The following is a 24,198-nucleotide window of genomic DNA, read 5'->3' as shown; positions in this document are numbered from 1 at the left end:
ATCTAAACCATAATTCCCCTATTACAAATACCTTTGCGTCAAGAAATCAATTACTAATGGATTTATCTCAAATAAAAATGGTTGTGTCTGATATGGACGGCACCTTATTAAACTCCAACCATGAAGTCAGTTCACGTTTTTTTGAGTTATTTGAAGAATTACAAAAACGCAATATTCTTTTTGTTGCTGCAAGTGGAAGGCAATATGCCAGTATTGTGCATAAGCTAGAACCAATTAAAAATGAGATTTTGGTAATAGCAGAAAATGGCGCGCTCGTAAAAGAAAAAGAAAAAGAACTTCTAGTTACCCCTATTCAGAATCATCTTAAAAGTTCTTTGCTTTCCAAAATTGAGAATATTGATGGTGCTCATGCCATGCTATGCGGGAAATATAATGCCTATTTTGATGGCAAATCCGTTCCATTTCTTGAACAGTTAAAGGAATATTATGCCAGTTACGAGATTCATGATAATTTTAATACGGTTACAGATGAAATCATAAAGATTGCTGTATACCACAATATTAGTGCTGAAGAGTACATCTATCCCGCCATGAAAGATTTAGAAGATCAAATCAAAGTGAAAGTTTCTGGACTTAACTGGGTTGATTTAAATCATACCGATGCCAACAAAGGGTTTGCTCTTGAAAAAATGCAGGAACGTTTTGGAATTTCTTCAGAGGAAACTATGGTATTCGGAGACTATAATAATGACTTAGAAATGCTGGGAAAAGCGAAGTATAGTTTTGCCATGGAAAATGCGCACGCAAATGTCTCTGAAATTGCAAACTACAAAACCACTAGCAATGATGATTATGGTGTAGAACGGATTTTGGAAAAACTGATTTTATTTCAGTAATTTAGGTCGAAGCTTAGAGTAATCTCAGAGGTATGACATGTAATTTAAACAACCCTTGGTTAATTTTTTATTTTAAATTTTTATGAAAATGAGAATAAAAAAATATGTGGCCGTATTAATTCTTTCGATATTTACTTCCTGTGGTTTGTCCGATGTTGTTGATAGCATTAACTGCCTGGCCGAATATAATGATCCAGAACTTCTTAATGCCTATTCTGATGCATTAGTCGCGCTCTCCAACGATCCAGAAAATCAATTACTTTGCCAAGAATTTAATGTGGCAGCTGACAATTATATCGCCGAAAGAATTGCTTATGCAAAATGCCTTAGGGACAGCGGGTTTACTTCAAGTGAGGATCTTGAAGAAATTGAGCAAGAAATTGAAACCTTGGAAGCCGAACGAGAAGCATCTCGTTGTTAGATGACAGCAAAACTTGATTTATTGTTTCGCCCTGAAAATGCCCATCAAATCGTTGTAGAAGAGACCAATTATACGACTACGAGCAAGAATGATTTTGGTGTGAAAATAATTAGGTCTTCTGTTTTTTCTTCTGTGCAGCAGGAAATAAAACATTATTCAAAATTAATCGATAGCCTGGTGAGGTTGGGTGTAACTCCAATTCTGTTTTTGGATCTCCTACTCTATGTTGGTAGTCTTCGGGGTCATGTCCGCCGTAGAAAGTAAAAAATCCCTTTCCTTTTATACCATGAATGTAACGCGCTTCTTCATTGCGCTTGTTTTCACCTAATATTAATACGTTAGATTTAATTTCTCTTCGTTCAAAGGAAGTTGTTTGCCCCATGAAGCCTTTCACCAATGCTGTGTGGTTTTGACAAAGCATTGTAGGAACCGGGTCCCATTTTGCAGAAAAATCCATAAGTGAAAAATAATCTACTTCTTTGGGGATTCTTCTTTTAGCAGTCATATCAATAGTTGAAAACTCATACTTCAAAGGACTCCTTTCCAAAGTAAAATCTTTGAATGCAAAGGTTTTATTGAAATTCAATTTGCTTTGATAATTAGCATCAGATGGATCACCATCAAACATGGGTTCACAAATATCTACTCCGTCTGAAGCAGCCAAGGCGATATCGAAACTGTCAGTAGCTGAACACATGGCAAACATAAAACCTCCACCAATTACATAATTTCGAATCTTAAGTGCAACTGCTCTTTTTTCTTCGGACACTTTAGAAAACCCCAATTTAGTGGCCAAGGCTTCCGCATCTTGTTTTTGTTGAATGTACCAAGGCGCGGCTCTATATGCGCCATAGAACTTTCCATATTGACCAGAAAAATCCTCATGATGCAGGTGCAACCAATCATATAGCGCCAATTGATCATCTAAAACTTCCTCATCGTAAACAGTTTCATAAGGTATTTCAGCATAAGTTAGTACCATGGTTACAGCGTCATCCCAAGGTTGATTCCCTTTAGGAGAATATACCGCTACTTTCGGTGCCTTTTCCAAGACTACGGCTTCTTGATTTTTTGAAGGACTACTAATTGATTCTAAAATCGATTGCGTTTGTGCATCAGATAAGATTTCAAAAGAGACACCTCTAATCTGGCATTCTTTTCGAATATTTTCCCCATCTGGAAGTAAAAAAGAACCACCCCGATAGTTTAACAACCATTGTACTTTTTGTTGTTTGGTCAATACCCAATAGGTAATTCCGTATGCTTTTAGGTGGTTTTTTTGACCCTCCGCATCCATAGGAATAAGAATGGAAGAAGCTGAAACCTGTAAAGAAAATAGAATAAATAAAAGAGATAAAAGAATGCTTCTCATAAACTGTCTTTAGTGGAGCTTACTCAAAGATAAACGAAAAATATACTAGAAGTATTTTGACCGACGTTAAAGAATCTTAAAAAGGAACATCATTGTCCTCTTCTGGTAAACCGTCATTCATAGAACTACCAAAAGCTTCATTAGCGTCTGGAAGATTCTTTGTGATAAACGGGTTATCCTCACCCTCATTCATTTTAGACTGGAATTCAAATGGAGAATCGAAATCGTCAAGATTATCGAACTTACCAAGATTACCTATAAATTTCAAACGAATGTTTTCCAATCCACCATTACGGTGTTTTGCCACAATAAATTCGGCTTGACCCTGGGTTGGTGAGCGTTCTTCGTCATCCCACTCATCAATTTTGTAATATTCAGGTCTGAATATGAAGGAAACAATATCTGCATCTTGCTCAATCGCTCCAGATTCACGTAAATCAGAAAGAATAGGCCTTTTGCTTCCACCACGGGTTTCAACTGCACGTGATAACTGTGATAGTGCAATTACAGGCACATTCAATTCTTTTGCCAAAGCTTTGAGGTTACGCGAAATGGTAGAAATTTCTTGCTCACGATTTCCTCCTTTTCCTGTTCCACCAGCGGTCATTAATTGCAAATAATCAATAATGATCATTTTTATACCATGCTGGGAAGCCAATCGTCTTGCCTTTGCACGAAGGTCAAAAATAGATAGCGATGGTGTGTCATCAATAAATAAAGGAGCTTTTTCCAAAGCTTTTACTTTGACATTTAATTGCTCCCATTCATGCTTTTCCAACTTTCCTGTACGCAATTTTTCAGAAGAAAGTCCTGTTTCAGAAGATATCAATCTAGTAATTAACTGAACGGAAGACATCTCACAAGAGAAGAATGCAACTGGGATATTGGAATTCACAGCAATATTTCTTGCCATAGACAAGGTCAAAGCCGTTTTACCCATACCAGGTCTTGCCGCCACAATAATCAAATCACTCGGTTGCCAACCAGAAGTAAGTTTATCCAATTTATCAAAGCCTGATGGAATTCCACTTAAACCTTCTTTATTGGCTATTTCTTCAATGCGTTTTTTAGCTTGGATTACCAAGTTCTGAGCAGTTTCCGCAGAACGCTTTAAATTCCCCTGGGTTACATCATATAATTTGGATTCTGCTGCGTCTAAAAGGTCAAAAACATCAGTTCCTTCATCATAAGCCTCTTCAATTATCTCATTCGAGATTTTAATCAAACTGCGCTGAATATACTTCTGAAGAATGATTCGGGCGTGAAACTCAATATGAGCGGAAGAAGCTACTTTTTGAGTCAGTTTTATTAGGTAAAAATCACCTCCTACGGACTCTAATCGTCCGTCTTTCTTTAATTGTGAGGAAACGGTTAATAAATCGACTGGCTCCGACGTTTCGAACAATTTAAAAATCGCTTCATAAACATAACGATGGGCGTCTTTGTAAAAAACATCAGGATGTAAGATATCTATTACTTCATCAACTCCCTTTTTATCGATCATCATCGCCCCCAATACAACTTCCTCTAAATCAACTGATTGAGGTGGTATTTTACCTCTTTCTAGGTTGATTATCGTAGATTTGTCAATCTTGCGACCAATAATAGGGTTTGGTTTCTCCATAGCGACGAAAGTATGCAATTAACCTTGAGTTAACACAGAATACCTGAAACACGATATTCACAGTTGTTCAACAATTAGGTGTTTATAAGTTACGATTTTGTGTTGATAACAAAAAAAATCTGGAGATTTCATCCTCCAGATTTTTCTAAGCTTGTCAAAAGCTGCTATTAGCCGTCAAAAATACCCATTTCAGCATATTTGTTCATCCGCCGATTAACGAGTTCTTTTGGGGATAACTTTTCCAATTCTTTAAAATGAGAGGAAATTTTGTTCTTGACCGTATCAAAAGTTTTTGGACGATTGCTATGCGCTCCCCCTGCAGGTTCGCGAATAATTTCATCAATCAATTTCAACTTTTTCATATCAGTGGCGGTTAGCTTTAAGGCCTCAGCTGCTTGCTCCTTATATTCCCAACTTCTCCATAAAATAGAAGAACATGATTCAGGCGAAATAACAGAATACCAAGTATTTTCTAACATTAATACCTTATCTCCTACTCCAATACCAAGAGCTCCTCCTGAAGCTCCTTCTCCAATAATTACACAAATAATTGGGACTTTCAAACGTGTCATTTCCAATATATTTCTTGCAATAGCTTCACCTTGTCCACGTTCTTCGGCTTCAATACCGGGATAAGCGCCTGGAGTATCAATCAAGCAAACAACAGGAATTCCGAATTTCTCCGCTGACTTCATAAGTCGCAGCGCTTTTCGATACCCCTCAGGGTTCGCCATTCCGAAGTTACGGTACTGACGTGTTTTGGTATTGTATCCCTTTTGTTGACCTATGAACATATAGCTTTGATCGCCAATCTTCCCGAGGCCTCCTATCATTGCTTTATCATCCTTAACATTTCGATCTCCGTGAAGCTCTAAAAAGGTATCACCACAAATTGCGTTGATATAATCTAGGGTATATGGTCTATTTGGGTGTCTTGAAAGTTGAACTCGCTGCCAGGCCGTAAGGTTTTTATAGATTTCCTTTCTAGTCTCGGCTAGCTTCTTTTCGATCTGCTTACAAGTCTCAGTAACATCCACATCGCTCTCCTCGCCAATTATCATGCACTTATCGAGTTGATCTTCAAGCTCTTTAATGGGAAGTTCAAATTCTAAATATTCCATTTTTAGTAGGTTTTCGGTTTTATGAGTTTGACATGCAAATATAAAATATTAAAGACTAAACCTGCTCGCCACTTTGCTTTTTTAACTTGTCTTTATTTTTCAGGATTCCGTTAGCAATAACAGTTGACAAAATTATGAACGCTCCAACATAAAACATAGGGTTCATCCGCTCATTATCCCCAAAAATAATAAAAGCTAATATGATTCCGTAAACAGGCTCTAGATTTACAGTCAGAACTACTGTATATGGGCTTATGTACTTCATCACCTGCACTCCGCCAATAAATGCATAGGCAGTACAGAAAGAGGCAAGAACGAAAATAAATATCCAGTCGTTCTGAGATAGTTGAAAAAACTCTGTAGTAAATCCACCCTTTATTCCTAAGAATATAGACAATAATAAAACACCGATACCTAATTCATAAAATGAAATCACGGTGGGTTTTTCTATCTGTACAAGTTTCCCATTAATTAAAGTAAAAATTACACTCATAAATGCCGACAGTAAAGCCAATAACATTCCAAGAGCATACTGCGTTTCTACTTTAAAAATTAATATGAGCCCTAAAATTACAACTGCTCCAAATAAAAGTTCATACCAAATTATTTTTCTTCTATACCAAAGTGGTTCAAGTAATGCGGTAAAAAAAGCTCCCGTAGACATCGTCGCAAGGGCGATTGAAACATTTGAAACCTTAATTGCCATGAAAAAAGTAACCCAATGCAGCGCTAGTGAACCACCTGCAAGCACCAAGGCAAAAAAAGTTTTCTTAGATACTTTTAGAGAATCTCTTTTAAAGGCTATAAATAAGAAAATCAATAAAGAAGCGATACCCATGCGATACCATACCAAAGGAAGTGCATCAATAGTAATTAGTTTACCAAGTACAGCAGTGAAACCCCAAATTAAAACTATAAAGTGAAGGTGTATATAATTTTTCAGCTTAGAATTCATTCTTTCTTTTTCGAAGCTAGTCTAGCGTTTGGCTTTTTGCAGTAGGTAGAAAGCTAGAATACCAAAAAACAAATTGGGTACGACAACAGCAGTTAAGGGTTCAAGTCCTGCTTGTTCTGCAAGTGTGCTAAAAATACGATCAAAGAAAATAAAGACGAACGCAACAACAATTCCGAAGGCAAGATTAAGCCCCATGCCTCCTCTTCTTTTTATAGATGCTACGCCCACCGCAATTATCGTTAAAATAAAAACGCTAATTGGCAAAGCCCAACGCTTGTACTTTACTAGGATATATGAATTGATGTTTGAAGCTCCCTTTCTTCTTTGGTCATCGATAAATTCATTAAGCTCCAAAAGATTCTTAGTTTCTGCCACATAAGAGACAGGTGTCAAATCATCAATCTTAAAAGCGAAAAGTGTATCTAGGCGTCTTTTGGTTTCTACAATAGCAGTATCTCCTAAAATTTTTCTTTTTCGATACGAAGTCAAACGATATATACTGTCTTTATCAATCCATCGGATACTCGATGCGGAAATCTTAAAATCAAGAATATTACCTTCTTTAAATCGTTCGAAGGTAAAATTAGAACCATTCTTCCGTCTTGGGTCAAAACTACTTACGTAAATAAAGTCCTTTTCATTAAGTTGATTGTAGATATTGGTTGTAATACGTTCCTCTCGTCCTTTCTTTAAATATTTATACTTGAATTCATTAAATCCTTTGCTAGCGGTGGGTACTACAAACATTCCCATTAATAACATAAAAACGGCAACTATTGAGGCGCCGATCATATAGGGTCTTAAAAATCTATTGAAAGAAATACCCGAGCTTAACATTGCCACTATCTCCGTATTACTAGCAAGTTTAGAGGTGAAGAAAATTACCGACAGAAATAAAAATATGGGAAAAAGAAAATTACCAATATAAACACTAAAGTGCCCTAAGTAAGCTATTACCTCATTAAGGGGTGCTTCGTTATCTTGAATTTTTCCGATTTGTTCCGCCAAGTGAGCCATAATTCCGATTGGAATAAATAGCAATAACATTACAATGAAAGTAAGAAGGTAACGCTTGAGTATGTATCGATCTAGAATGGTCACTTTACAATCGTTTATCCATTTGTTTTACCATCATGTTTTTCCAATCGACGAAGTCACCGGCTAAAATATGCTTTCTGGCCTCACGAGTCAACCAAAGATAGAATCCCAAATTATGAATTGTAGCGATCTGTTTACCTAAATATTCATTGGCCGCAAATAGATGACGTAGATAGGCTTTTGAATATTCAAGATCTACAAACGTTATCCCCATCTCGTCCACTGGCGAGAAGTCATCTTCCCACTTTTTATTCTTGATGTTTATTGTGCCGTGAGCGGTGAAAAGCATTCCATTTCTAGCGTTTCTTGTCGGCATTACACAATCAAACATATCGATTCCGAGTGCTATATTTTCAAGAATATTTATCGGGGTGCCTACTCCCATTAAGTAGCGAGGTTTATCTTCAGGTAGAATTTCAGTCACCACTTCGGTCATGGCGTACATTTCTTCCGCAGGTTCTCCTACAGATAGGCCGCCAATCGCATTGCCCTCTGCACCTGCATTGGCAATATATTCTGCTGACTGTCTCCTTAGGTCTTTATAAGTAGAGCCTTGAACTATAGGAAAAAAAGTTTGTGAATAATCATATTCGAAGGGTGTCTTTTCTAAATGAGAAATACATCTATCTAGCCAGCGATGCGTCATATGCATCGATCGCTTCGCATAATTATAATCACAAGGATACGGAGTGCATTCGTCAAAAGCCATTATAATATCCGCACCAATTACTCTTTGAATTTCCATTACATTTTCCGGGGTAAACATATGCGTGGATCCGTCAATATGTGATTTGAATTTTACTCCTTCTTCTTTGATTTTTCTATTCGCAGAAAGCGAGTATACTTGGTACCCGCCGCTATCAGTTAAGATATTTCTATCCCATCCTATAAACTTGTGTAAGCCACCGGCCTTCTTTAAAATATCAATTTTGGGTCTCAAAAAAAGATGATAGGTATTCCCTAAAATAATATCAGGATTAATCTCTTCTTTCAATTCTCTTTGATGTACTGCTTTTACAGAGCCAACTGTTCCCACCGGCATAAAAATTGGTGTTTCAATGGTACCGTGATCAGTCACCATTTTTCCTGCTCTGGCTCTACTTTGGAGGTCTGTATGTTCTAATGTAAACTTCATTGGCATATAACAGCGGCAAAGATATACAACTAGGTCACATTATTCCTTAATGAAAAAATAAAGTTCTTGTACGATAGGTTTAAATGAAGTTCGACGGGCTTAGGTAAAATTCTACCTTTTTAACAGAAACTTGAAATCTAACAATAAAGGCGATTTCAGTTAATAAAATATAATAACTCACGCTTGTATACCCAAAAGATTGCCCCTACTTTTGACACCTATAAAATAGCTTCAATAAAATGCCAAAAATAGAGGAATTACAAGATATCGTTATTCAAACTCGAAGAGATATTCTTCGTATGGTTCACAAAGTAAATTCAGGTCATCCCGGTGGCTCATTAGGTTGTACCGAGTTTTTTGTCTCTTTATACCACGAGATTATGGAACTTAATAACGGTTTTGATATGGATGGAATTGGAGAGGATCTTTTCTTCCTTTCAAACGGACATATATCCCCGGTATATTATAGTGTACTTGCACGAAAAGGATATTTTCCTGTGGATGAATTGAACACATTCCGTTTAATCAATTCTCGTCTACAAGGGCATCCAACAACACATGAAGGATTGCCTGGCGTTCGTATTGCATCAGGATCTTTAGGTCAAGGAATGTCCGTTGCCCTTGGAGCAGCGCAGGCTAAAAAGCTAAATGGTGACTCAAAATTAGTTTACAGCCTTCACGGAGATGGAGAATTACAGGAAGGGCAAAACTGGGAAGCGATTATGTACGCAGCTGGTAAGAACGTGGATAACCTTATTGCTACGATTGACCTTAACGGACAACAGATTGATGGTTCTACTGATGATGTGCTTCCTATGGGAGATATAAAAGCTAAGTTTGAAGCCTTCGGGTGGGATGTTCTAGAAATCAAAGAAGGGAATAACATTGAGGCCATACTAAAGGGTTATCAAGAAGCTAAAAGTAGAACTGGAAAAGGGAAACCTATTTGCGTTTTATTGCACACCGTTATGGGTAATGGAGTAGATTTTATGATGCACACACATGCATGGCACGGTAAAGCCCCTAGTGATGAGCAGTTAGAAAATGCTTTGGAGCAAAATGCCGAAACTTTAGGAGATTACTAGTAAAAGGACCTCCCCTAGCCCCTTCCAAGGAGGGGGATATAAAAATAAAATAGATTCAAAAGATTCTTGCCTTTGCTGAAACCTTCGAAGTCTAGAGACAGCACAAATGTAAGAATGAAAATAAAAGTAGATGACTAAATACGTAGATCAAGGTAAAAACGATACAAGAAGTGGTTATGGTGCAGGAATGACCGAATTAGGAAGAACAAACCCTAATGTGGTTGCCTTATGTGCTGACCTTATCGGCTCTTTAAAAATTCAGCAATTTATTGATGAGAATCCTGATCGTTTCTTTCAGATAGGAATTGCAGAAGCTAATATGATGGGTATTGCTGCCGGTTTAACTATCGGAGGTAAGATTCCGTTTACAGGAACTTTTGCCAATTTTTCTACTGGAAGAGTCTACGATCAAATTCGTCAGTCTATAGCTTATTCAGGTAAAAATGTAAAAATATGCGCATCCCATGCTGGAATTACACTTGGTGAAGATGGAGCAACTCATCAAATCTTGGAAGATATAGGACTTATGAAAATGCTGCCTGGCATGGTAGTTATTAATCCATGTGACTATAATCAAACCAAAGCTGCGACTATCGCTATAGCTGATTATGAGGGGCCCGTTTACCTCCGTTTTGGTCGACCCAAGGTTGCTAATTTCACTCCCGTAGATCAAAAGTTTGAAATTGGAAAAGCGCTGATGCTAAATGAGGGAAGTGATGTAACCATAGTTGCCACAGGACATTTAGTTTGGGAGGCCTTAATCGCATGCGAAAATCTCGAAGCGCAAGGTATTTCCGCAGAAGTCATTAACATTCATACTATCAAACCTTTAGATTCAGAGGCTGTGTTAAAGTCTGTTAAAAAAACAGGATGTATTGTAACTGCTGAAGAGCACAACTATTTAGGTGGTCTTGGCGAAAGTATTGCCGGAATGCTTGCCTCTAAGCATCCTACGCCACAAGAATTCATAGCTACTCAAGATACATTTGGAGAAAGTGGTACTCCAGATCAGCTTATGGAGAAGTATGGACTTAACAATAAAGCCATTGAGAAAGCCGTTTTAAAAGTGTTGAAAAGAAAGTGATAATGGTATCGTTTTTGATACCACAGAACGTATTACGAACGAAACACTATTATGATTATGAAAAAAACACTTCTTCTAGCAGTTTTTGCTATGTTAAGCATTACTGCGTTTGCGCAAAATGATTCTGGATTTGGTATTAAAGGCGGTTTAAACTACAACGGTAATGGCAATTACTTCGAATCTGTTGGTGATGCAGCTCAAGAGCCAGATCGAAACATAGGATATCACGCCGGAATATTCGGTAAGATTAAAATTAGTCGCTTATACATTCGTCCAGAATTAATTTACACCAAAACAAAATCAGATTATAACGGAGACTCTTTCGATATGAGTAAGCTAGACTTACCGGTTCTGGTTGGAGTAAAAGTCGTTGGTCCCTTACATGTCTTTGCTGGGCCTGCATTTCAGTACATTTTAAATAGCGAATTTGATGGAATAAGCATCGACAATATTGAAAACGATTTCTCAGTAGGTGCACATATTGGTGCTGGTGTGAATTTGGGTAAACTGGGAATAGATTTACGATACGAAAGAGGTTTAAGCAATAATGAGGCTAAATTTATCAATACCAATATTCAAGATGCCTCTGTAGAAGGCCGTCTAGATACAAGACCAGATCAATTGATCTTAAGTCTTTCATTAAAATTATAGTCGATTAGTAATAAACTAAAAAAGCCCTGAATTTAAATTCAGGGCTTTTTTAGTTTGCGAATGTTTCAGTTTAACTATCACTATCTAAATGATCAGGAATAGTATCTCCGTCTGTGTCTTTAAATCCAACAAAATTGCCATCAGCATCTAACTCTATCTCTTCAATAGTAGGTATTCCATCGCCATCATCATCGGCATCATTGTGGTTTGCAAGAAAAACGGTTGCCGGTTCGCTATCAGAATCTGTATTATCGTTGTTTAAATTTTCATCACCATCAAGATCTTCTAAAATTGAAGGAATTCCATCACCATCAAAATCTGTATCTTCTTCAAAAGCCAATAAATCAATTTTAAATATTAATGGTGCGTAAGCCGGAATAATTGAATTTGGAGGTGAGCTACTAAAATAACCTAAACCAGAAGGTATAAAGATTGCTCCAACACCATAATCGGTAAAAGTTACTGTACCGTCTCCATTTTCTTCAGGCCCCATACCTGCACTAAATTTTTCAACTCCAGCCGAATAACCTCGAATCAAACCTCCAGATAAATATTGGTTCAATGGCACTGTAGAAGCGTCAAAAGATCTTCCATCTAAAAGCGAACCCTCATACCGCAAAACGGTATTATCTCCAACGGTAGGGCTCCCCCCTAAACCTAGTCTAGCTTCAAGATAATAAAGCGTGTGATTAACTTCTTCACCATCATCTAAACCAAATATTGCCGATTCCTCTTTAATAATCTGGCTTTTTAAGTTGCTACTATCAAAAATCGAGGTCTTACCGGCATTATCTCCAGCTATCGTATCAAACCTTATCTTGAAATCAAAATTAGCAGGCGGATTTTCAAATTCTTCATAATTGTAAAAATGGGTTTGAAGATATTCTTTAAGCTCAGCATCATCTTCTAAAGCAACCTCAGAAAGCGATCTTTGAGGTATGGATATTCCCGGTAGAACATTATCATCATTTCTGCAGGATAACATTATCAATGCACCTAACAAACATGTAACTATTCGATTCATTTTCATTGTTCTAATTTAAGGTCGGCAAGATACAATTTTCCCTTATTTTTGTTGACGACGTTAACAAACATTTTTAATTCTCTATGCGCATTGACAAATACCTATGGAGTACTCGCTATTTCAAGACTAGAAATATGGGCACGGAAGCATGTAAAAAGGGACATGTCAGAATTAACGATCAGATAGCAAAACCTTCTAGAGAGGTATATCCGATGGATAAAATAATCCTTAGAAAAAATCAAATCAACTATCAATTTACCGTTTTAGATACTCCAAAAAGTCGCGTAGGAGCAAAACTGTTGGATTTATATAGAAAAGATACGACTCCAAAAGAAGCATTTGAACATACTGAACTACTGCAATACTCAAAGGATTATTACAGAAAGAATGGTATGGGTAGACCCACTAAAAAAGATCGAAGAGAAATTGACGACTATTTAGAATCTCCAACCGGCTCGAATGAGAGCGAAGAATAAAGTTTCAGATCACTGATAAATTAAGGTTTCTTTATATTTGAATTTTAAATGCAAAACGTAGATGCAAAATAAAATACTTTCACACCAGCAGATACAACATAAAGTTCGTCGCATAGCTTATCAAATCTATGAAGCCAATGTTGATGAAACAGAAATTGTTTTGGCTGGTATTGATGGCGGAGGTTTGAGCTTTGCGAAAAAGATACAAAGTGTATTACAGAATATTACAAAGGCCAATATACTCCTTTGTAAAGTGAGTATGGATAAAAGTAATCCATTGGAGAGTGGAGTTAAAACTTCAATTACTGAAGAAGAATACTTAAACAAGTCAATAGTATTGATAGATGATGTTTTAAATTCAGGAACCACTTTAATCTATGGAGTTCAACATTTTTTAAAAACTCCATTAAAACAATTGAAGACGGCCGTATTGGTGAATCGAAATCATAAAAAGTATCCTGTCAAAGCAGACTATAAAGGCATCTCTTTATCAACATCTTTACAAGAACATGTGAAGGTAGAATTCAAAGCAAAAAACGATTCAGTTTCCTTAGCTTAGGAGAACTTCTATCTCTGCTACTATCTGCTCAGCACTTTTTTCGTCGCAATTGACAACATGATTTGCCTGATTATAATAAAAGCTTCTTTCAAACAAGTGTTTTCCGATGAACTCATGTAAGTCTCCTTCTGGAATATTAGCGATTAAAGGTCTTTGCGCCTTTTCATTTGATAGTCTTTTGACCAATTCGCCTAAACCTACTTTTAGATAGATTCCGTTTTTGTTCACCTCAGAGATGGCATTCATATTATTTGCGTAGCAAGGAGTGCCCCCTCCTACCGAAAGCACAAAATCCTTTTCATTTGATAATATAGCTCTCAGTCTTGTAGCCTCCTTTTTGCGGAAGTAAATCTCTCCTCTATCAGCAAAAATATTCGAAATAGAAGTTCCTTCAGATTCCTCAATATGACTATCAAGGTCTAAAAATTTGATTTTCAATTTTTTAGCCAGAAGTTTACCAATTGTAGTTTTACCACTACCCATGTATCCTATTAAAACTATTTGCATCTTCTATTTTTGGTAAAATTGAACTAAAAACAATTGATTTCAAAAGAATTTCAAATTTCTCTTAAAATCGACTTGTGAAATAAATTAATGGACTTATATTTGCAGCCGCTAAGTGAAAAACTTGGCACTGAAATTATGACCTGGTAGCTCAGTTGGTAGAGCATCTCCCTTTTAAGGAGAGGGTCCTGGGTTCGAGCCCCAGCCAGGTCACTGAAAAGGATATCAATCCGAATCAAAAGCTTGCTAATTTTATGATTAGCAAGCTTTTATGTTTTTAAGAGAGTCATTTTATTTAATATGATTTGGTTTTAAAAGTTCACAAATCGTCAACATTTTTTAAAATCGTCAACAAAATCGTCAACACTTTTATAAATTGACTTTCTTATTACCCGAAAATTTGCTTTGTTGATTTGACTTTCGTCTCACTGATTGTTTCATTTAAAGACGAAAAACATGCGAAGTACAACCACATTTTCAATACTTTTTTGGATTTACACCCAAAGAGTTGACAAAAATAATCAATGTAAGATTTATGTCAGAATCACTGTGAATGGAAAAAAAGTCAATATCAGCCTCAAACAGAAGGTAAATATTGATTCTTGGGATTCGAAAAGACAACGAGCGAAAGGTAATGGTCAAAAAGCTAGAGAAGTAAATTTCTATTTAGACGAAGTAAAATCCGAAATAGTCAATTATTATCGAGATTTAAAGGCGGAATCGAGAGTTATCACCCCGCAACTAATCAAATTAAGATTTCTTGGGGAAGATAAAAGAATTTATTCCCTAAAAGATATATTTGACTATCACAACGAAACAATGGCAGAAAAACTGTGTGCGAAAACACTTTGTCATTATCGAACCAGTCAAAAGTATATTTTAAGGTTCTTATCAAAAAAGTTTAAATCCGAGGATAGATATTTACAAGATTTGGACTATTCATTCGTACTAAGTTTCGAAAGCTTTCTAAGGGCATACCAGCCCAACCATTACCAAGGAAAAATAGGAAACAATGCCGTTATGAAGCACATTCAGCGGCTAAGAAAAATGATTACTTTGGCCTATCATATGGAATGGATAGGTCGTGATCCTTTCGTGAAATTCAAACCCAAACTGGAAAAAAGAGAAAGAGAATTTCTTACTGAGGCCGAACTTGAAAGAGTTAAAAAACTATCGCCATCTATTGAGCGGCTATCAGTTGTCAAAGACTTATTTGTCTTTAGTTGCTATACAGGAATATCTTATGGAGATATTATTAAGCTCAATCGTAATAGTATTGTATTGGGTATTGACGGAGGTAACTGGATTATGGCAAATAGAAAGAAAACGGGTACTCCATTCAAAATACCATTACTACCTGAAGCAGAGTCTTTAATTGTAAAATATGAAAGACATCCTCGAACAAAATTTTCCGGAGGTCTTCTGCCTAGTATTTCTAATCAAAGACTCAATAGCTATTTAAAAGAAATCGCCGACCTGTGTGAAATTAAAAAAAACCTCACTTTCCATATGGCCAGACATACTTTCGCCACAACGGTTACCTTAAGCAATGGTGTTCCCATAGAAACAGTATCTAAACTACTAGGTCACACCAAGCTAGCAACGACTCAAATATATGCAAGGGTAATCGAAAAAAAGGTGAGTGAAGATATGTCTGTTTTAAAAATGAAGCTTAATAATAACAAGAAACCAAACTAATTTCACTGTTCCTTCAAAAAAATAAGCTTTAAATAAAACCGCCCTAAGCTTAATAAAATAAGAATTTTTAAGAGCCTTTAATGAGAAAATAACAATCAGAAAAGTCAAAAAAATGACTTTCATCATGTTTTATGAGATATTTTTTTATATTTGCTAACGAACATTAGTTAGTAATTAACTACTGGTAATTAACCAATAAATGAAAAATATGAAAACTAAACTTATTCTTCTGTTTACCTTACTAAGCACAGGCTTCATTATGGCTCAAGTAACGGTAACAGGTATTGTCTCATCTCAAGGAGAACCTCTTTTGGGAGTTAACATCATTGAAAAAGGCACCACGAATGGTGCAACGACGGACGAAAACGGAAAATTCACCTTGGAATCGAATCAAGCTTTTCCAATTACTATTAGCGCATCCTATCTTGGGTTCAAAACAAAAGAGGTAATAGTTGGTGAATCAAATAGCTCAAATGTAATTATTGAATTAGAGGAAGATGCGTTTTCCCTAAATCCTGTGGTAGTGGGTGCATCACGTTTCAAGGAAAAGTTACTTGAAGCGCCTATTAGTATTGAACAACTGGGTGTTAAAAAACTTAATAACTCCGCTTCAGCGGATGTCTATGAAACATTGACCAGTTTGAAAGGTGTTCAAGCAAATACAGGAAGTATGAGTTTCACTTCAATTAATGCACGTGGATTTGCCGATCCTAATAATCTACGATTTATACAACACATTGACGGTATTGATATTACTACTCCCGGTTTTGGAATAATCGGAAATACAGCTGGTGCGACAGCTCTTGACTTACGTAGTGTTGAATTGATACCTGGTTCTTCATCTGCCCTTTATGGTCCGGACGCTTTCAATGGAATGGTATTGATGTTTACAAAAAATCCATTTGACTTCCCTGGTTTTAGTATGGAATGGAAAACAGGAATGACCAGACAATCGACAGCAGGTACGAATTCATATAACGATTATAGTATTCGCTATGCACATGTATTTAGTGATAAGTTAGCTTTTAAATTTGATGGTAACCATCGGTCAGCGACAGATTGGATTGGTGGTAGTCTCGATTATAAAACAGGAGCTGGTGATTTTGACAATAGAGAAAACCTGCTAGGCACTGATATAAACAATGCAAATTTTTACAATGCAGTCAATAGGTATGGTGATGGTGATTTTGGTGTAGGAGTACTTTCATTAACCGATGGAACACCTGTCACGCGAACAGGCATTTTAGATGGTGATTTGTATGACGGTGATGTAAAAAACTATAGAGTGAATGCTTCCTTACACTATAGACCTAGTGAAGATTGGGAAATTAATTATCAATTTAAACATGCCCATAATGATTTTTCATTCAGGATTACAACCTTTTATCCTTTTGAAGATTTTGCACAAACGCACCATAAGTTAGAAGCTAAGAGCAAGAACTTCACTGCCAGGGTTTATAGCTCAAAACAAACAGCCAACAGGAGTTCTATTGGCTTCTTAACAGCTGATTTCATTCAACAAGGCTTAAAACCAAACCAGGACTGGATTGCAGATTACCAGTCTATAATTGACAATGGTGGCTCTCCTAAAGAAGCTAGAACATTTGCAGATGACTATTTAGATGCGAACGGAAATATTCTTGAGAGTAGAATTAATGACTTTAATCAGGCCAAAGAAAATGCTTTGGCTAGTGCAGATGTACTTAATGGAGGTTCTAAATTCTTAGACAATAGTGGTTTTGTACATGGTGATTTGAACTATGACTTTTCAGACAAGTTTGAAAATTTCGAGTTGCAGGTTGGTGCAAATTTTAGACGCTATACTGTAGATTCTGAGGGTACTTTCTTTAATGATAATAGAGATAATAACTTTACCGATGTCATTAACTATTCTCAATATGGTGGTTTTGTACAAGCTTCCACGGGAATATTCAATGACAAATTGAAGCTCACTGGCTCTTTGAGGTATGATAAAAATGAAAACTATGACGGTAATTTCACTCCAAGAATAACCGCTGTTTTAAGTCCTGATGAAAACAAGAATCATAATTTCAGAGTTTCTTATCAGTCAGCTTTTCGTAATCCGGGTCTTCAAGAATCATTTATCAATTTTGAGTTATTTCCTGGGTTCACAATACTTGGAACTAGTCAAGTTAATTTAGACAATTATCAATATACTGGGGCTACTGGCAATGTAATTACAGGGAATCAGGTTAGAGAATCTTTAGGTCGAACCGCAGTTCAACCCGAAGAAAATAGAACTTTCGAAGTTGGATATAAAGGGTTGGTATTTAATAAAAAGTTACGAGTAGATTTAAGTTACTATAAAACTTGGTATCCAAATTTCATTGCAATACAACTTCCGGCTTTATTCGGATTTACAGCAGCAGGTCCGGGACCAGATGCAAGAGCCTTTTTATGGTATTATAACCTTGAGCAAACTGTTACATCTGATGGGTTATCACTAGGATTGGATTATGTTTTACCAAACAATTTCCAACTAGGGTTTAACTATACAAATAGTTCTTTTGACATTCCCGATTATGACCCTTCACTACAAGGAGGTACGGATAAAGCTACTTTTAAAAGGAGTTTACGTTTTAATACTCCGCAAAATCGTTTTCAAGCTTCCTTTAGCAATACTGGGTTTGGTAAAAATGATAATTTGAGTTTTAACATTTCTTTTAAAGCAACCTCCGAATATGAATATGAATCATCATTTGGAGCTACAGTAATTCCAGAGGTAAACACTACGGATGCAAGCTTTGGTATAAAAATTCCGAAATGGGACTCAAAGATAACTTTGGGTGGAAGTAATATTTTTAATCAAGAGTACTCTTATGTATATGGAGGTCCAGCTGTTGGTTCTATATATTATGTTGGTTTTCGATATGGCTTGAAATAAAAAGTAAGTTTGAGTTAGTTTAAGTTGGCCAAGCACTTATTTCGAATGTAGTTTTGGAATAGGTGCTTTGCAATCAAAATAGACAATTAATTCTTTATTTATTAAACTTGTGGAACTATGAAATCAATCTTTAAATGTATCTTTTTGAGCAGCTTTTTTTTATTTGGCTGCAAAACGAAAAGTAAAGAAACCATAACTATGAGTATGATTAAAAATAAAACCTCGGTAGAGCAAATCGAAATTTTCAAAAAGGATATTCAGACTTTAGAAACATATCTTTTATCACTTTATGACACTATAAATTTAGACCATAATAAATCACTTAATTTATTTACTACCGACCCGAACAATAACAAACACCTCGTTATTAACTCTCTTAAAGGAATTAATAAATCCGCCCCATTATTCGGATTGCCAATTGTAGTAAAAGATAACTTCAATACATCTGACTTTCCGACCTCTGCGGGCACACCTGCTTTGGAAAATTTTATTCCAAAAACTGATGCTGAATTAGTAAAAAAGTTAAGAGATGCGGGAGCTATAGTTATGGGTAAAACCAACATGCATGAACTTGCCTTCGGTCTTACTAGCAACAACCGTCATTTCGGACCGGTGAAAAATCCTTATGATTCAACACTGTTTGCTGGGGGAAGCAGCGGCGGCACTGCTGCTGCCGTAAAAGTGGGAGTAGTTAACGTTGGATTAGGCACAGATACTGGGGGGTCTTGTAGAGTTCCAGCTGCATTATGTGGTGTATTTGGTTTTAGACCAACTGCAGGAGTTTACTCCTCCGAAGGAGTTGTACCATTATCAACAACTAGAGATACTCCTGGTTTGATAGCAAAATCAATGGAAGAAATAATTTTACTTGACGAGGTCATAACAAACCAAAGCAATGATATCAAAATAGACGCTAAATCAATTAGAATTGGAATTCCAAGAGCTTACTTCTATGATAATTTATCATCAGAAGTGAGTCGAATTAGTGAAGAGACAATTCAAAAACTAAAATCTAACGGAATTCAATTGGTGGAGATAGACATAGAAGGTATTCCTGAATTATTGTCGGAAAGCATAAATATTGTCTTTCATGAAACCTATTTGTCTTTAAATAAGTACTTAGAAAAACACGCTCCGGGGATTTCATATGAAGATTTGACTTCTAAAATTTCCTCTCCAGATGTAAAAGGTTTATTCGATTCAGGGGCAATAAATACCAATGAAACGTATGATTTTGCCATTACCGAAGAACGTCCTAGGTTACAAAGAACTTATCAGGAGCACTTTGACAAGTATGATTTAGACGTGCTACTATTCCCAACCTCTCCTGTAGAAGCCAGACCCATTGCTGGATGTGATGAAACAATTGAATTGAATGGAAAGCAAGTCCCAACTTTCCCCACTCTTCTTCAAAATATGAATCCAAGCAGTTATGCAGGTATTCCTGGAATCAGCATTCCTGCTGGAGTTACAAAAGAAGGGTTGCCCGTGGGGATACATTTAGAAAGTCCTGAAGGTTCTGATAAAAAACTACTTAAGATTGCTTCTATGGTTTATGAACTTATTAAGTAATAGAAGTTGAAATTAGCAAATTAAATCTATCCATTGTAGGAATCAGTGCTTGGGGCATAACAACAACAGTTTCTTTTCTGTTGGACTAAAAGAATAACAAATGTTTAATAAGGAAATAGAGACATTAGAGTTGACAGAACTCAGAGAGTTACAAAGTAGAAGATTGGTTAATTTGGTGAATACCGTATACGAGAAAGTACCCTTTTACAAAAAGGCATTTGATGAAAAAGGAATTAAGGTTTCCGATATTAAATCAATAAATGATATTCATAAGCTTCCGTTTACAAAAAAAACAGACTTACGAGATAATTACCCATTTGGCTTTTTGACCGTACCAGAAAGTGAATTAGCAAGAATTCATTGTTCAAGTGGAACAACAGGTAAACCAACTGTGGTAGCCTACACTGAAAACGATTTAGAGTTGTTTTCTGAAGTTGTGGCCCGGTCATTGGCCGCAGCTGGTGCAAAGCCAGGAATGAAATTGCACAATGCCTATGGTTACGGATTGTTTACGGGAGGAATAGGTGTTCATTATGGAGGTGAAAAGCTTGGGTTGTCCGTAATACCAGTTTCGGGAGGCATGACCGAAAGACAAATAAATCTCTTAAGAGATTTTAAATCTGAGGTTATTTGTTGTACACCCTCCTATGCGCAGACTATAGGAGCTGAATTGAAAAAAAGAGGAATTTCACTTTCGGAATTAAATTTGAAATATGCAGTCTTAGGTGCAGAACCATGGACAGAAGGTATAAGACAACAAGTTGAAGAAAGCTTGGGGGTGGTTGCAACTAACATTTTTGGTTTAAGTGAAGTAATAGGTCCGGGAGTATCTCAGGAAGCATATGATGAAAAAGGCACAGGTAGCTATATATGGGAAGACCACTTTTTTCCAGAAGTTGTAGATAGATATACTGGTGAGCCTTTACCTTATGGAGAAGAGGGCGTTTTAGTATTTACAACCCTAACGAAAGAGGCTATGCCTTTTGTAAGGTATTGGACTAATGATATATGTAGCATAGATTATGACCAACAAGGCTCTAGAACTCATATTAAAATGAGTGCAATCAAGGGGAGAGCTGATGATATGTTAATAATTAGAGGGGTCAATTTGTTTCACACCCAAGTTGAAGAGCTTATCCATGATTTTGTTGAACTGGTTCCGAACTATCAATTAGTGGTTACAAAACAGGGTATAATGGATAAAGTAGAGGTAAAGGTAGAACTCTCTCAAAATTATGGAAAGAGTCAAAATGTAAACGGAGTTTTAACCAGTGAGATGGTTAATGAAAATGAGAAACTTAGTTTTCTAAGTAAAAGATTGGGAAAGAAAATTAAAGATAATATAGGAATCTCCATGAATGTAACCTTGATGGCACATAATCAAATTCCTAAAAGCGAAGGTGGTAAACTCAGCAGAATTGTTGACTTAAGGGAGTAGGTTCCATTAAAAGCAATCCAATGAAAGATTCGAAATCATACTGGAAATCCAATGTTAAATACTTGTTGGTTTTAATGCCAATATGGTGTTTTATTGCAGTCATACTTCCAATACTCATGGCTGATTGGCTTAATCAATTTCGAATAGGCGGATTTCCCCTCGGTTTTTGGTTCGCGGTTCAAGGGTCATTGTTAGGGTTTATCATACTCATTTTTTTATATGTGAGATTAATGAACCGTTTAGATGAAAAACACCAAGCTTAACTAAATCATATTTTTTACGATTTTCTATGAGTGCACAAACGCTTACCTTCATATTTACCGCAATTACTTTTTCTATATATGCCCTAATTGCTGTCAAGACAAGGGCCAAATCTACCAAAGATTTTTACGTTGCTGGCGGTGGTGTTCATCCAGTTGCGAATGCAATGGCTACAGCAGCAGATTGGATGTCAGCGGCAACTTTCATATCTCTACCTGGCATTTTTTCATTTATGGGCTACGATGGTGCGGTTTATTTATTGGGAGGCTCAGGCGGATTTGTATTATTGGCCATGTTGATTGCGCCCTATTTAAGAAAATTTGGGAAATTCACACTACCAGATTTTATAGGCGACCGATACTATTCTACCTCAGCAAGAGCAATTGCCTTAATTTGTGCACTCTTCATTTCCTTTACATATTTAGCTGGACAAATGAGAGGTATTGGGGTTGTCTTTTCTCGATTTTTGGAAATAAATATTAATACCGGAGTGATTATTGGAGCGGCTATTGTTCTGGTTTATGCCGTAATCGGTGGAATGAAAGGAATTACCTATACGCAAGTGGCGCAATATTGCATTCTGATATTTGCATTTATGGTTCCCGTGATTTTCCTTTCCATACAACTAACAAATAACCCAATTCCCTTTTTAGGACTAGGCAGTAAGATGTCTGGTACAGAAACGTATCTATTGGATAGACTAGATGGACTGAATCAAGAACTTGGGTTTGGCGAGTTTACATCAATGAAGAGTTCTGTAATTAATTTAACTGCGATGGCCTTGACAATGATGATAGGTACAGCAGGAATGCCACATGTAATAGTTCGTTTTTTTACCGTTCCTAAAGTTAAAGATGCCAGAACTTCTGTAGGTTATGCCCTTATTTTTATTGTGATTTTGTTCATTTCAATACCTGCTATAGGAGCTTTTTCTAGAACTTTTCTAATTGAAAATTTACAAGGTTTAGCTTATACTGATGTTCCATCTTGGTTTAAAACTTGGGAAGAAATAGGATTAATTTCGTTCCAAGACATTAATGGTGATGGTATTATTGAATATTCAAGTAATGCTGGTATCAACGAACTTTCAATTGATAAAGACATTATGTTTTTGGCTAGTCCAGAAATTGCAAATTTACCCAATTGGGTAATTGCACTGGTGGCTGCTGGAGGTCTTGCGGCGGCTTTATCCACAGCCGCAGGTTTGATTTTAGTGATATCAGCAGCAATATCAAGAGACCTTTATAGAAACATAATAAATAGAACCACCGAGGTAAAAGAAAAAAAAGAACTTCTTTTAGCTCGATTCGCAACTATATTTGCCATTTTAGTAGGCATCTATTTTGGAATTAACCCTCCTGGTTTTGTGATGGAAACTATTGCCCTTTCTTTCGGTATTGCTGCGGCCTCCTTATTTCCGGTAATTTTTATAGGTATATTTAATAAGACAATGAATAGAGAGGGTGCAATAGCAGCTATGCTTACAGGTCTTGTCTTTTCACTATCATATATTATATATTTCAAATTTTTAGACGGGTCTCCTGACAATTATCTATTTGGAATTTCTCCACAGGGAGCGGGCTTGCCTGGTATGGTTTTAAGTTTTATTGTAATGTTCGTTGTATCTAGGTTTTACTCAAAAGCACCAAAAGCTATTCAGGATAGCGTTGATAAAATTAGAATTCCATAATTATCCTACTTTATTGAGTTACAACCGAATTTTAACAATAAACTATGTAACTTTGTTGGGTTTAGAATTTTAAATTTTGAGTAAAAAAAGTAAAAGTAGAAGACAAATTATAATAGAAGAATCTGCTATATTATTTAATAGCAGGGGATACAGCGCCACCTCAATGAAGGATATTGCGGAAGGCGTTGGGGTTAAGGCTGCAAGCTTATACAATCATATAAGTTCGAAACAGGAGATTTTAAGTGTATTATTGTTGACCATAGCAAATAAATTTTATGATGGTATAAAAGATGTCAACAACTCTTCTTACTCCTTTAAAGATAAATTAAGGGAGATTATTAGAATGCATATCCGTGTTGCTACCGAAAACCAAAATATTACTGCGCTAATTACCCAAGATTGGAAACACCTTGAAGAGCCTGATTTGTCAAAATTTATTGAAATCAGGACGAGCTATCAACAAATATTTACAGAGGTAATTAAACAAGGAATGGATTCAGGGGAGTTAAAATCCGCTAATTTGCAAATTACCTTAAATGTTATATTATCCTCTCTTCGCTGGATTTATGATTCTGAATTGTATAACAATACAGGCATAATAGGTTTGGCCGAATTGGAACGAACAATACTAGAACTAGTTTTCAAGGGTATTGATATGGATAACTAAT

General features: G+C 36.3%; 22 protein-coding genes and 1 tRNA gene. 15 read left to right on the top strand and 8 right to left on the bottom strand.

Features of this window, described 5'->3' with window-relative positions; all coding sequences use genetic code 11:
- Positions 1–56: 56 nt before the first annotated feature.
- The gene (locus ACKWCD_RS17855; protein WP_413985324.1) at positions 57–857 is read left to right on the top strand and encodes an HAD family hydrolase; all 801 of its coding nucleotides are present in this window, start codon (positions 57–59) and stop codon (positions 855–857) included.
- A gap of 88 nt (positions 858–945) precedes the next feature.
- On the top strand, positions 946–1,278 hold the full coding sequence (locus ACKWCD_RS17850; RefSeq protein ID WP_413985323.1) for a hypothetical protein: 333 nt from the start codon (positions 946–948) through the stop codon (positions 1,276–1,278).
- A 109-nt stretch (positions 1,279–1,387) separates the two neighbouring features.
- On the opposite strand, the gene ACKWCD_RS17845 is transcribed toward ACKWCD_RS17850, so the two are convergent.
- From ACKWCD_RS17845 to tgt, 6 genes are all read right to left on the bottom strand, one after another.
- Positions 1,388–2,575 carry an asparagine synthetase B gene (locus tag ACKWCD_RS17845; protein ID WP_413985336.1) on the bottom strand — a complete coding sequence of 396 codons (1,188 nt, stop codon included), beginning with the start codon at positions 2,573–2,575 and terminating at the stop codon, positions 1,388–1,390.
- Positions 2,576–2,726: 151 nt separating this feature from the next.
- Positions 2,727–4,274, bottom strand: coding sequence for a replicative DNA helicase (gene dnaB, locus ACKWCD_RS17840; RefSeq protein ID WP_413985322.1), 1,548 nt, complete (start codon positions 4,272–4,274; stop codon positions 2,727–2,729).
- Between the two features lie 167 nt (positions 4,275–4,441).
- On the bottom strand, positions 4,442–5,395 hold the full coding sequence (locus tag ACKWCD_RS17835; protein ID WP_413985321.1) for an acetyl-CoA carboxylase carboxyltransferase subunit alpha: 954 nt from the start codon (positions 5,393–5,395) through the stop codon (positions 4,442–4,444).
- 55 nt (positions 5,396–5,450) lie between these two features.
- Positions 5,451–6,350 carry a DMT family transporter gene (locus tag ACKWCD_RS17830; RefSeq protein ID WP_413985320.1) on the bottom strand — a complete coding sequence of 300 codons (900 nt, stop codon included), beginning with the start codon at positions 6,348–6,350 and terminating at the stop codon, positions 5,451–5,453.
- Between the two features lie 21 nt (positions 6,351–6,371).
- Complete coding sequence (locus tag ACKWCD_RS17825) at positions 6,372–7,451, bottom strand: LptF/LptG family permease (protein ID WP_413985319.1); 1,080 nt, start codon at positions 7,449–7,451, stop codon at positions 6,372–6,374.
- A gap of 1 nt (position 7,452) precedes the next feature.
- Entirely contained in the window at positions 7,453–8,583 is a 1,131-nt protein-coding gene (gene tgt, locus ACKWCD_RS17820; protein WP_413985318.1) for a tRNA guanosine(34) transglycosylase Tgt, read from the bottom strand.
- 239 nt (positions 8,584–8,822) lie between these two features.
- On the opposite strand from tgt, the gene ACKWCD_RS17815 reads away from it, so the two are divergent.
- The 3 genes from ACKWCD_RS17815 (at position 8,823) to ACKWCD_RS17805 (ending at position 11,403) form a co-directional block, all read left to right on the top strand.
- The gene (locus ACKWCD_RS17815; RefSeq protein WP_413985317.1) at positions 8,823–9,668 is read left to right on the top strand and encodes a transketolase; all 846 of its coding nucleotides are present in this window, start codon (positions 8,823–8,825) and stop codon (positions 9,666–9,668) included.
- A gap of 130 nt (positions 9,669–9,798) precedes the next feature.
- Positions 9,799–10,752, top strand: a complete 954-nt coding sequence (locus tag ACKWCD_RS17810; RefSeq protein WP_413985316.1) for a transketolase family protein — start codon at positions 9,799–9,801, stop codon at positions 10,750–10,752.
- A gap of 57 nt (positions 10,753–10,809) precedes the next feature.
- Positions 10,810–11,403, top strand: a complete 594-nt coding sequence (locus tag ACKWCD_RS17805; RefSeq protein WP_413985315.1) for a porin family protein — start codon at positions 10,810–10,812, stop codon at positions 11,401–11,403.
- A 70-nt stretch (positions 11,404–11,473) separates the two neighbouring features.
- On the opposite strand, the gene ACKWCD_RS17800 is transcribed toward ACKWCD_RS17805, so the two are convergent.
- Positions 11,474–12,427 carry an FKBP-type peptidyl-prolyl cis-trans isomerase gene (locus tag ACKWCD_RS17800; RefSeq protein WP_413985314.1) on the bottom strand — a complete coding sequence of 318 codons (954 nt, stop codon included), beginning with the start codon at positions 12,425–12,427 and terminating at the stop codon, positions 11,474–11,476.
- 83 nt (positions 12,428–12,510) lie between these two features.
- Here ACKWCD_RS17800 and ACKWCD_RS17795 point away from each other — a divergent pair, with 83 nt between their 5' ends.
- A complete protein-coding gene (locus ACKWCD_RS17795) occupies positions 12,511–12,903 on the top strand; it encodes an RNA-binding S4 domain-containing protein (protein ID WP_413985313.1) in 393 nt (130 codons plus the stop codon).
- A 61-nt stretch (positions 12,904–12,964) separates the two neighbouring features.
- Positions 12,965–13,462, top strand: a complete 498-nt coding sequence (locus tag ACKWCD_RS17790) for a phosphoribosyltransferase family protein (protein ID WP_413985312.1) — start codon at positions 12,965–12,967, stop codon at positions 13,460–13,462.
- Here the strand turns inward: ACKWCD_RS17790 and ACKWCD_RS17785 are convergent.
- Positions 13,454–13,969 carry a shikimate kinase gene (locus ACKWCD_RS17785; RefSeq protein ID WP_413985311.1) on the bottom strand — a complete coding sequence of 172 codons (516 nt, stop codon included), beginning with the start codon at positions 13,967–13,969 and terminating at the stop codon, positions 13,454–13,456. The two genes, ACKWCD_RS17790 and ACKWCD_RS17785, sit on opposite strands and share 9 nt — an antisense overlap.
- 137 nt (positions 13,970–14,106) lie before the next feature.
- On the opposite strand from ACKWCD_RS17785, the gene ACKWCD_RS17780 reads away from it, so the two are divergent.
- The 8 genes from ACKWCD_RS17780 to ACKWCD_RS17745 all read left to right on the top strand — a co-directional run bounded on the left by ACKWCD_RS17780 (position 14,107) and on the right by ACKWCD_RS17745 (position 24,197).
- Positions 14,107–14,179: transfer RNA gene (locus ACKWCD_RS17780), tRNA-Lys, on the top strand.
- A 243-nt stretch (positions 14,180–14,422) separates the two neighbouring features.
- Complete coding sequence (locus tag ACKWCD_RS17775) at positions 14,423–15,664, top strand: site-specific integrase (RefSeq protein ID WP_413985310.1); 1,242 nt, start codon at positions 14,423–14,425, stop codon at positions 15,662–15,664.
- 208 nt (positions 15,665–15,872) lie between these two features.
- Entirely contained in the window at positions 15,873–18,569 is a 2,697-nt protein-coding gene (locus ACKWCD_RS17770) for a TonB-dependent receptor (protein ID WP_413985309.1), read from the top strand.
- Positions 18,570–18,773: 204 nt separating this feature from the next.
- Positions 18,774–20,141: an amidase family protein gene (locus ACKWCD_RS17765; protein ID WP_413985308.1), complete on the top strand. Its 1,368-nt coding sequence runs from the start codon at positions 18,774–18,776 to the stop codon at positions 20,139–20,141.
- Positions 20,142–20,241: 100 nt separating this feature from the next.
- Positions 20,242–21,579, top strand: coding sequence for a phenylacetate--CoA ligase family protein (locus tag ACKWCD_RS17760; protein ID WP_413985307.1), 1,338 nt, complete (start codon positions 20,242–20,244; stop codon positions 21,577–21,579).
- A gap of 20 nt (positions 21,580–21,599) precedes the next feature.
- Complete coding sequence (locus ACKWCD_RS17755) at positions 21,600–21,842, top strand: DUF4212 domain-containing protein (protein ID WP_413985306.1); 243 nt, start codon at positions 21,600–21,602, stop codon at positions 21,840–21,842.
- Positions 21,843–21,868: 26 nt separating this feature from the next.
- On the top strand, positions 21,869–23,530 hold the full coding sequence (locus tag ACKWCD_RS17750) for a sodium:solute symporter family protein (protein WP_413985305.1): 1,662 nt from the start codon (positions 21,869–21,871) through the stop codon (positions 23,528–23,530).
- A 76-nt stretch (positions 23,531–23,606) separates the two neighbouring features.
- Complete coding sequence (locus ACKWCD_RS17745) at positions 23,607–24,197, top strand: TetR/AcrR family transcriptional regulator (protein WP_413985304.1); 591 nt, start codon at positions 23,607–23,609, stop codon at positions 24,195–24,197.
- The last annotated feature ends 1 nt before the right edge of the window (position 24,198 follow it).

Origin of the sequence: Maribacter taeanensis (genome assembly GCF_047345145.1) — a bacterium.
GTDB lineage: Bacteria > Bacteroidota > Bacteroidia > Flavobacteriales > Flavobacteriaceae > Maribacter_C.
This window is presented reverse-complemented; position numbering and strand designations above follow the sequence as displayed.

What these genes read in the sequence shown, in the direction of transcription:
- ACKWCD_RS17830 (WP_413985320.1), bottom strand. Translation starts at nt 6,350, where the DNA reads ATGAATTCTAAGCTGAAAAATTATATACACCTTCACTTTATAGTTTTA.
- ACKWCD_RS17855 (WP_413985324.1), top strand. Translation starts at nt 57, where the DNA reads ATGGATTTATCTCAAATAAAAATGGTTGTGTCTGATATGGACGGCACC.
- ACKWCD_RS17755 (WP_413985306.1), top strand. Translation starts at nt 21,600, where the DNA reads ATGAAAGATTCGAAATCATACTGGAAATCCAATGTTAAATACTTGTTG.
- ACKWCD_RS17765 (WP_413985308.1), top strand. Translation starts at nt 18,774, where the DNA reads ATGATTAAAAATAAAACCTCGGTAGAGCAAATCGAAATTTTCAAAAAG.
- ACKWCD_RS17800 (WP_413985314.1), bottom strand. Translation starts at nt 12,427, where the DNA reads ATGAATCGAATAGTTACATGTTTGTTAGGTGCATTGATAATGTTATCC.
- ACKWCD_RS17835 (WP_413985321.1), bottom strand. Translation starts at nt 5,395, where the DNA reads ATGGAATATTTAGAATTTGAACTTCCCATTAAAGAGCTTGAAGATCAA.
- ACKWCD_RS17760 (WP_413985307.1), top strand. Translation starts at nt 20,242, where the DNA reads ATGTTTAATAAGGAAATAGAGACATTAGAGTTGACAGAACTCAGAGAG.
- ACKWCD_RS17785 (WP_413985311.1), bottom strand. Translation starts at nt 13,969, where the DNA reads ATGCAAATAGTTTTAATAGGATACATGGGTAGTGGTAAAACTACAATT.
- ACKWCD_RS17810 (WP_413985316.1), top strand. Translation starts at nt 9,799, where the DNA reads ATGACTAAATACGTAGATCAAGGTAAAAACGATACAAGAAGTGGTTAT.
- ACKWCD_RS17815 (WP_413985317.1), top strand. Translation starts at nt 8,823, where the DNA reads ATGCCAAAAATAGAGGAATTACAAGATATCGTTATTCAAACTCGAAGA.
- ACKWCD_RS17750 (WP_413985305.1), top strand. Translation starts at nt 21,869, where the DNA reads ATGAGTGCACAAACGCTTACCTTCATATTTACCGCAATTACTTTTTCT.
- ACKWCD_RS17845 (WP_413985336.1), bottom strand. Translation starts at nt 2,575, where the DNA reads ATGGATGCGGAGGGTCAAAAAAACCACCTAAAAGCATACGGAATTACC.
- ACKWCD_RS17850 (WP_413985323.1), top strand. Translation starts at nt 946, where the DNA reads ATGAGAATAAAAAAATATGTGGCCGTATTAATTCTTTCGATATTTACT.
- tgt (WP_413985318.1), bottom strand. Translation starts at nt 8,583, where the DNA reads ATGAAGTTTACATTAGAACATACAGACCTCCAAAGTAGAGCCAGAGCA.
- dnaB (WP_413985322.1), bottom strand. Translation starts at nt 4,274, where the DNA reads ATGGAGAAACCAAACCCTATTATTGGTCGCAAGATTGACAAATCTACG.
- ACKWCD_RS17770 (WP_413985309.1), top strand. Translation starts at nt 15,873, where the DNA reads ATGAAAACTAAACTTATTCTTCTGTTTACCTTACTAAGCACAGGCTTC.
- ACKWCD_RS17790 (WP_413985312.1), top strand. Translation starts at nt 12,965, where the DNA reads ATGCAAAATAAAATACTTTCACACCAGCAGATACAACATAAAGTTCGT.
- ACKWCD_RS17775 (WP_413985310.1), top strand. Translation starts at nt 14,423, where the DNA reads ATGCGAAGTACAACCACATTTTCAATACTTTTTTGGATTTACACCCAA.
- ACKWCD_RS17795 (WP_413985313.1), top strand. Translation starts at nt 12,511, where the DNA reads ATGCGCATTGACAAATACCTATGGAGTACTCGCTATTTCAAGACTAGA.
- ACKWCD_RS17805 (WP_413985315.1), top strand. Translation starts at nt 10,810, where the DNA reads ATGAAAAAAACACTTCTTCTAGCAGTTTTTGCTATGTTAAGCATTACT.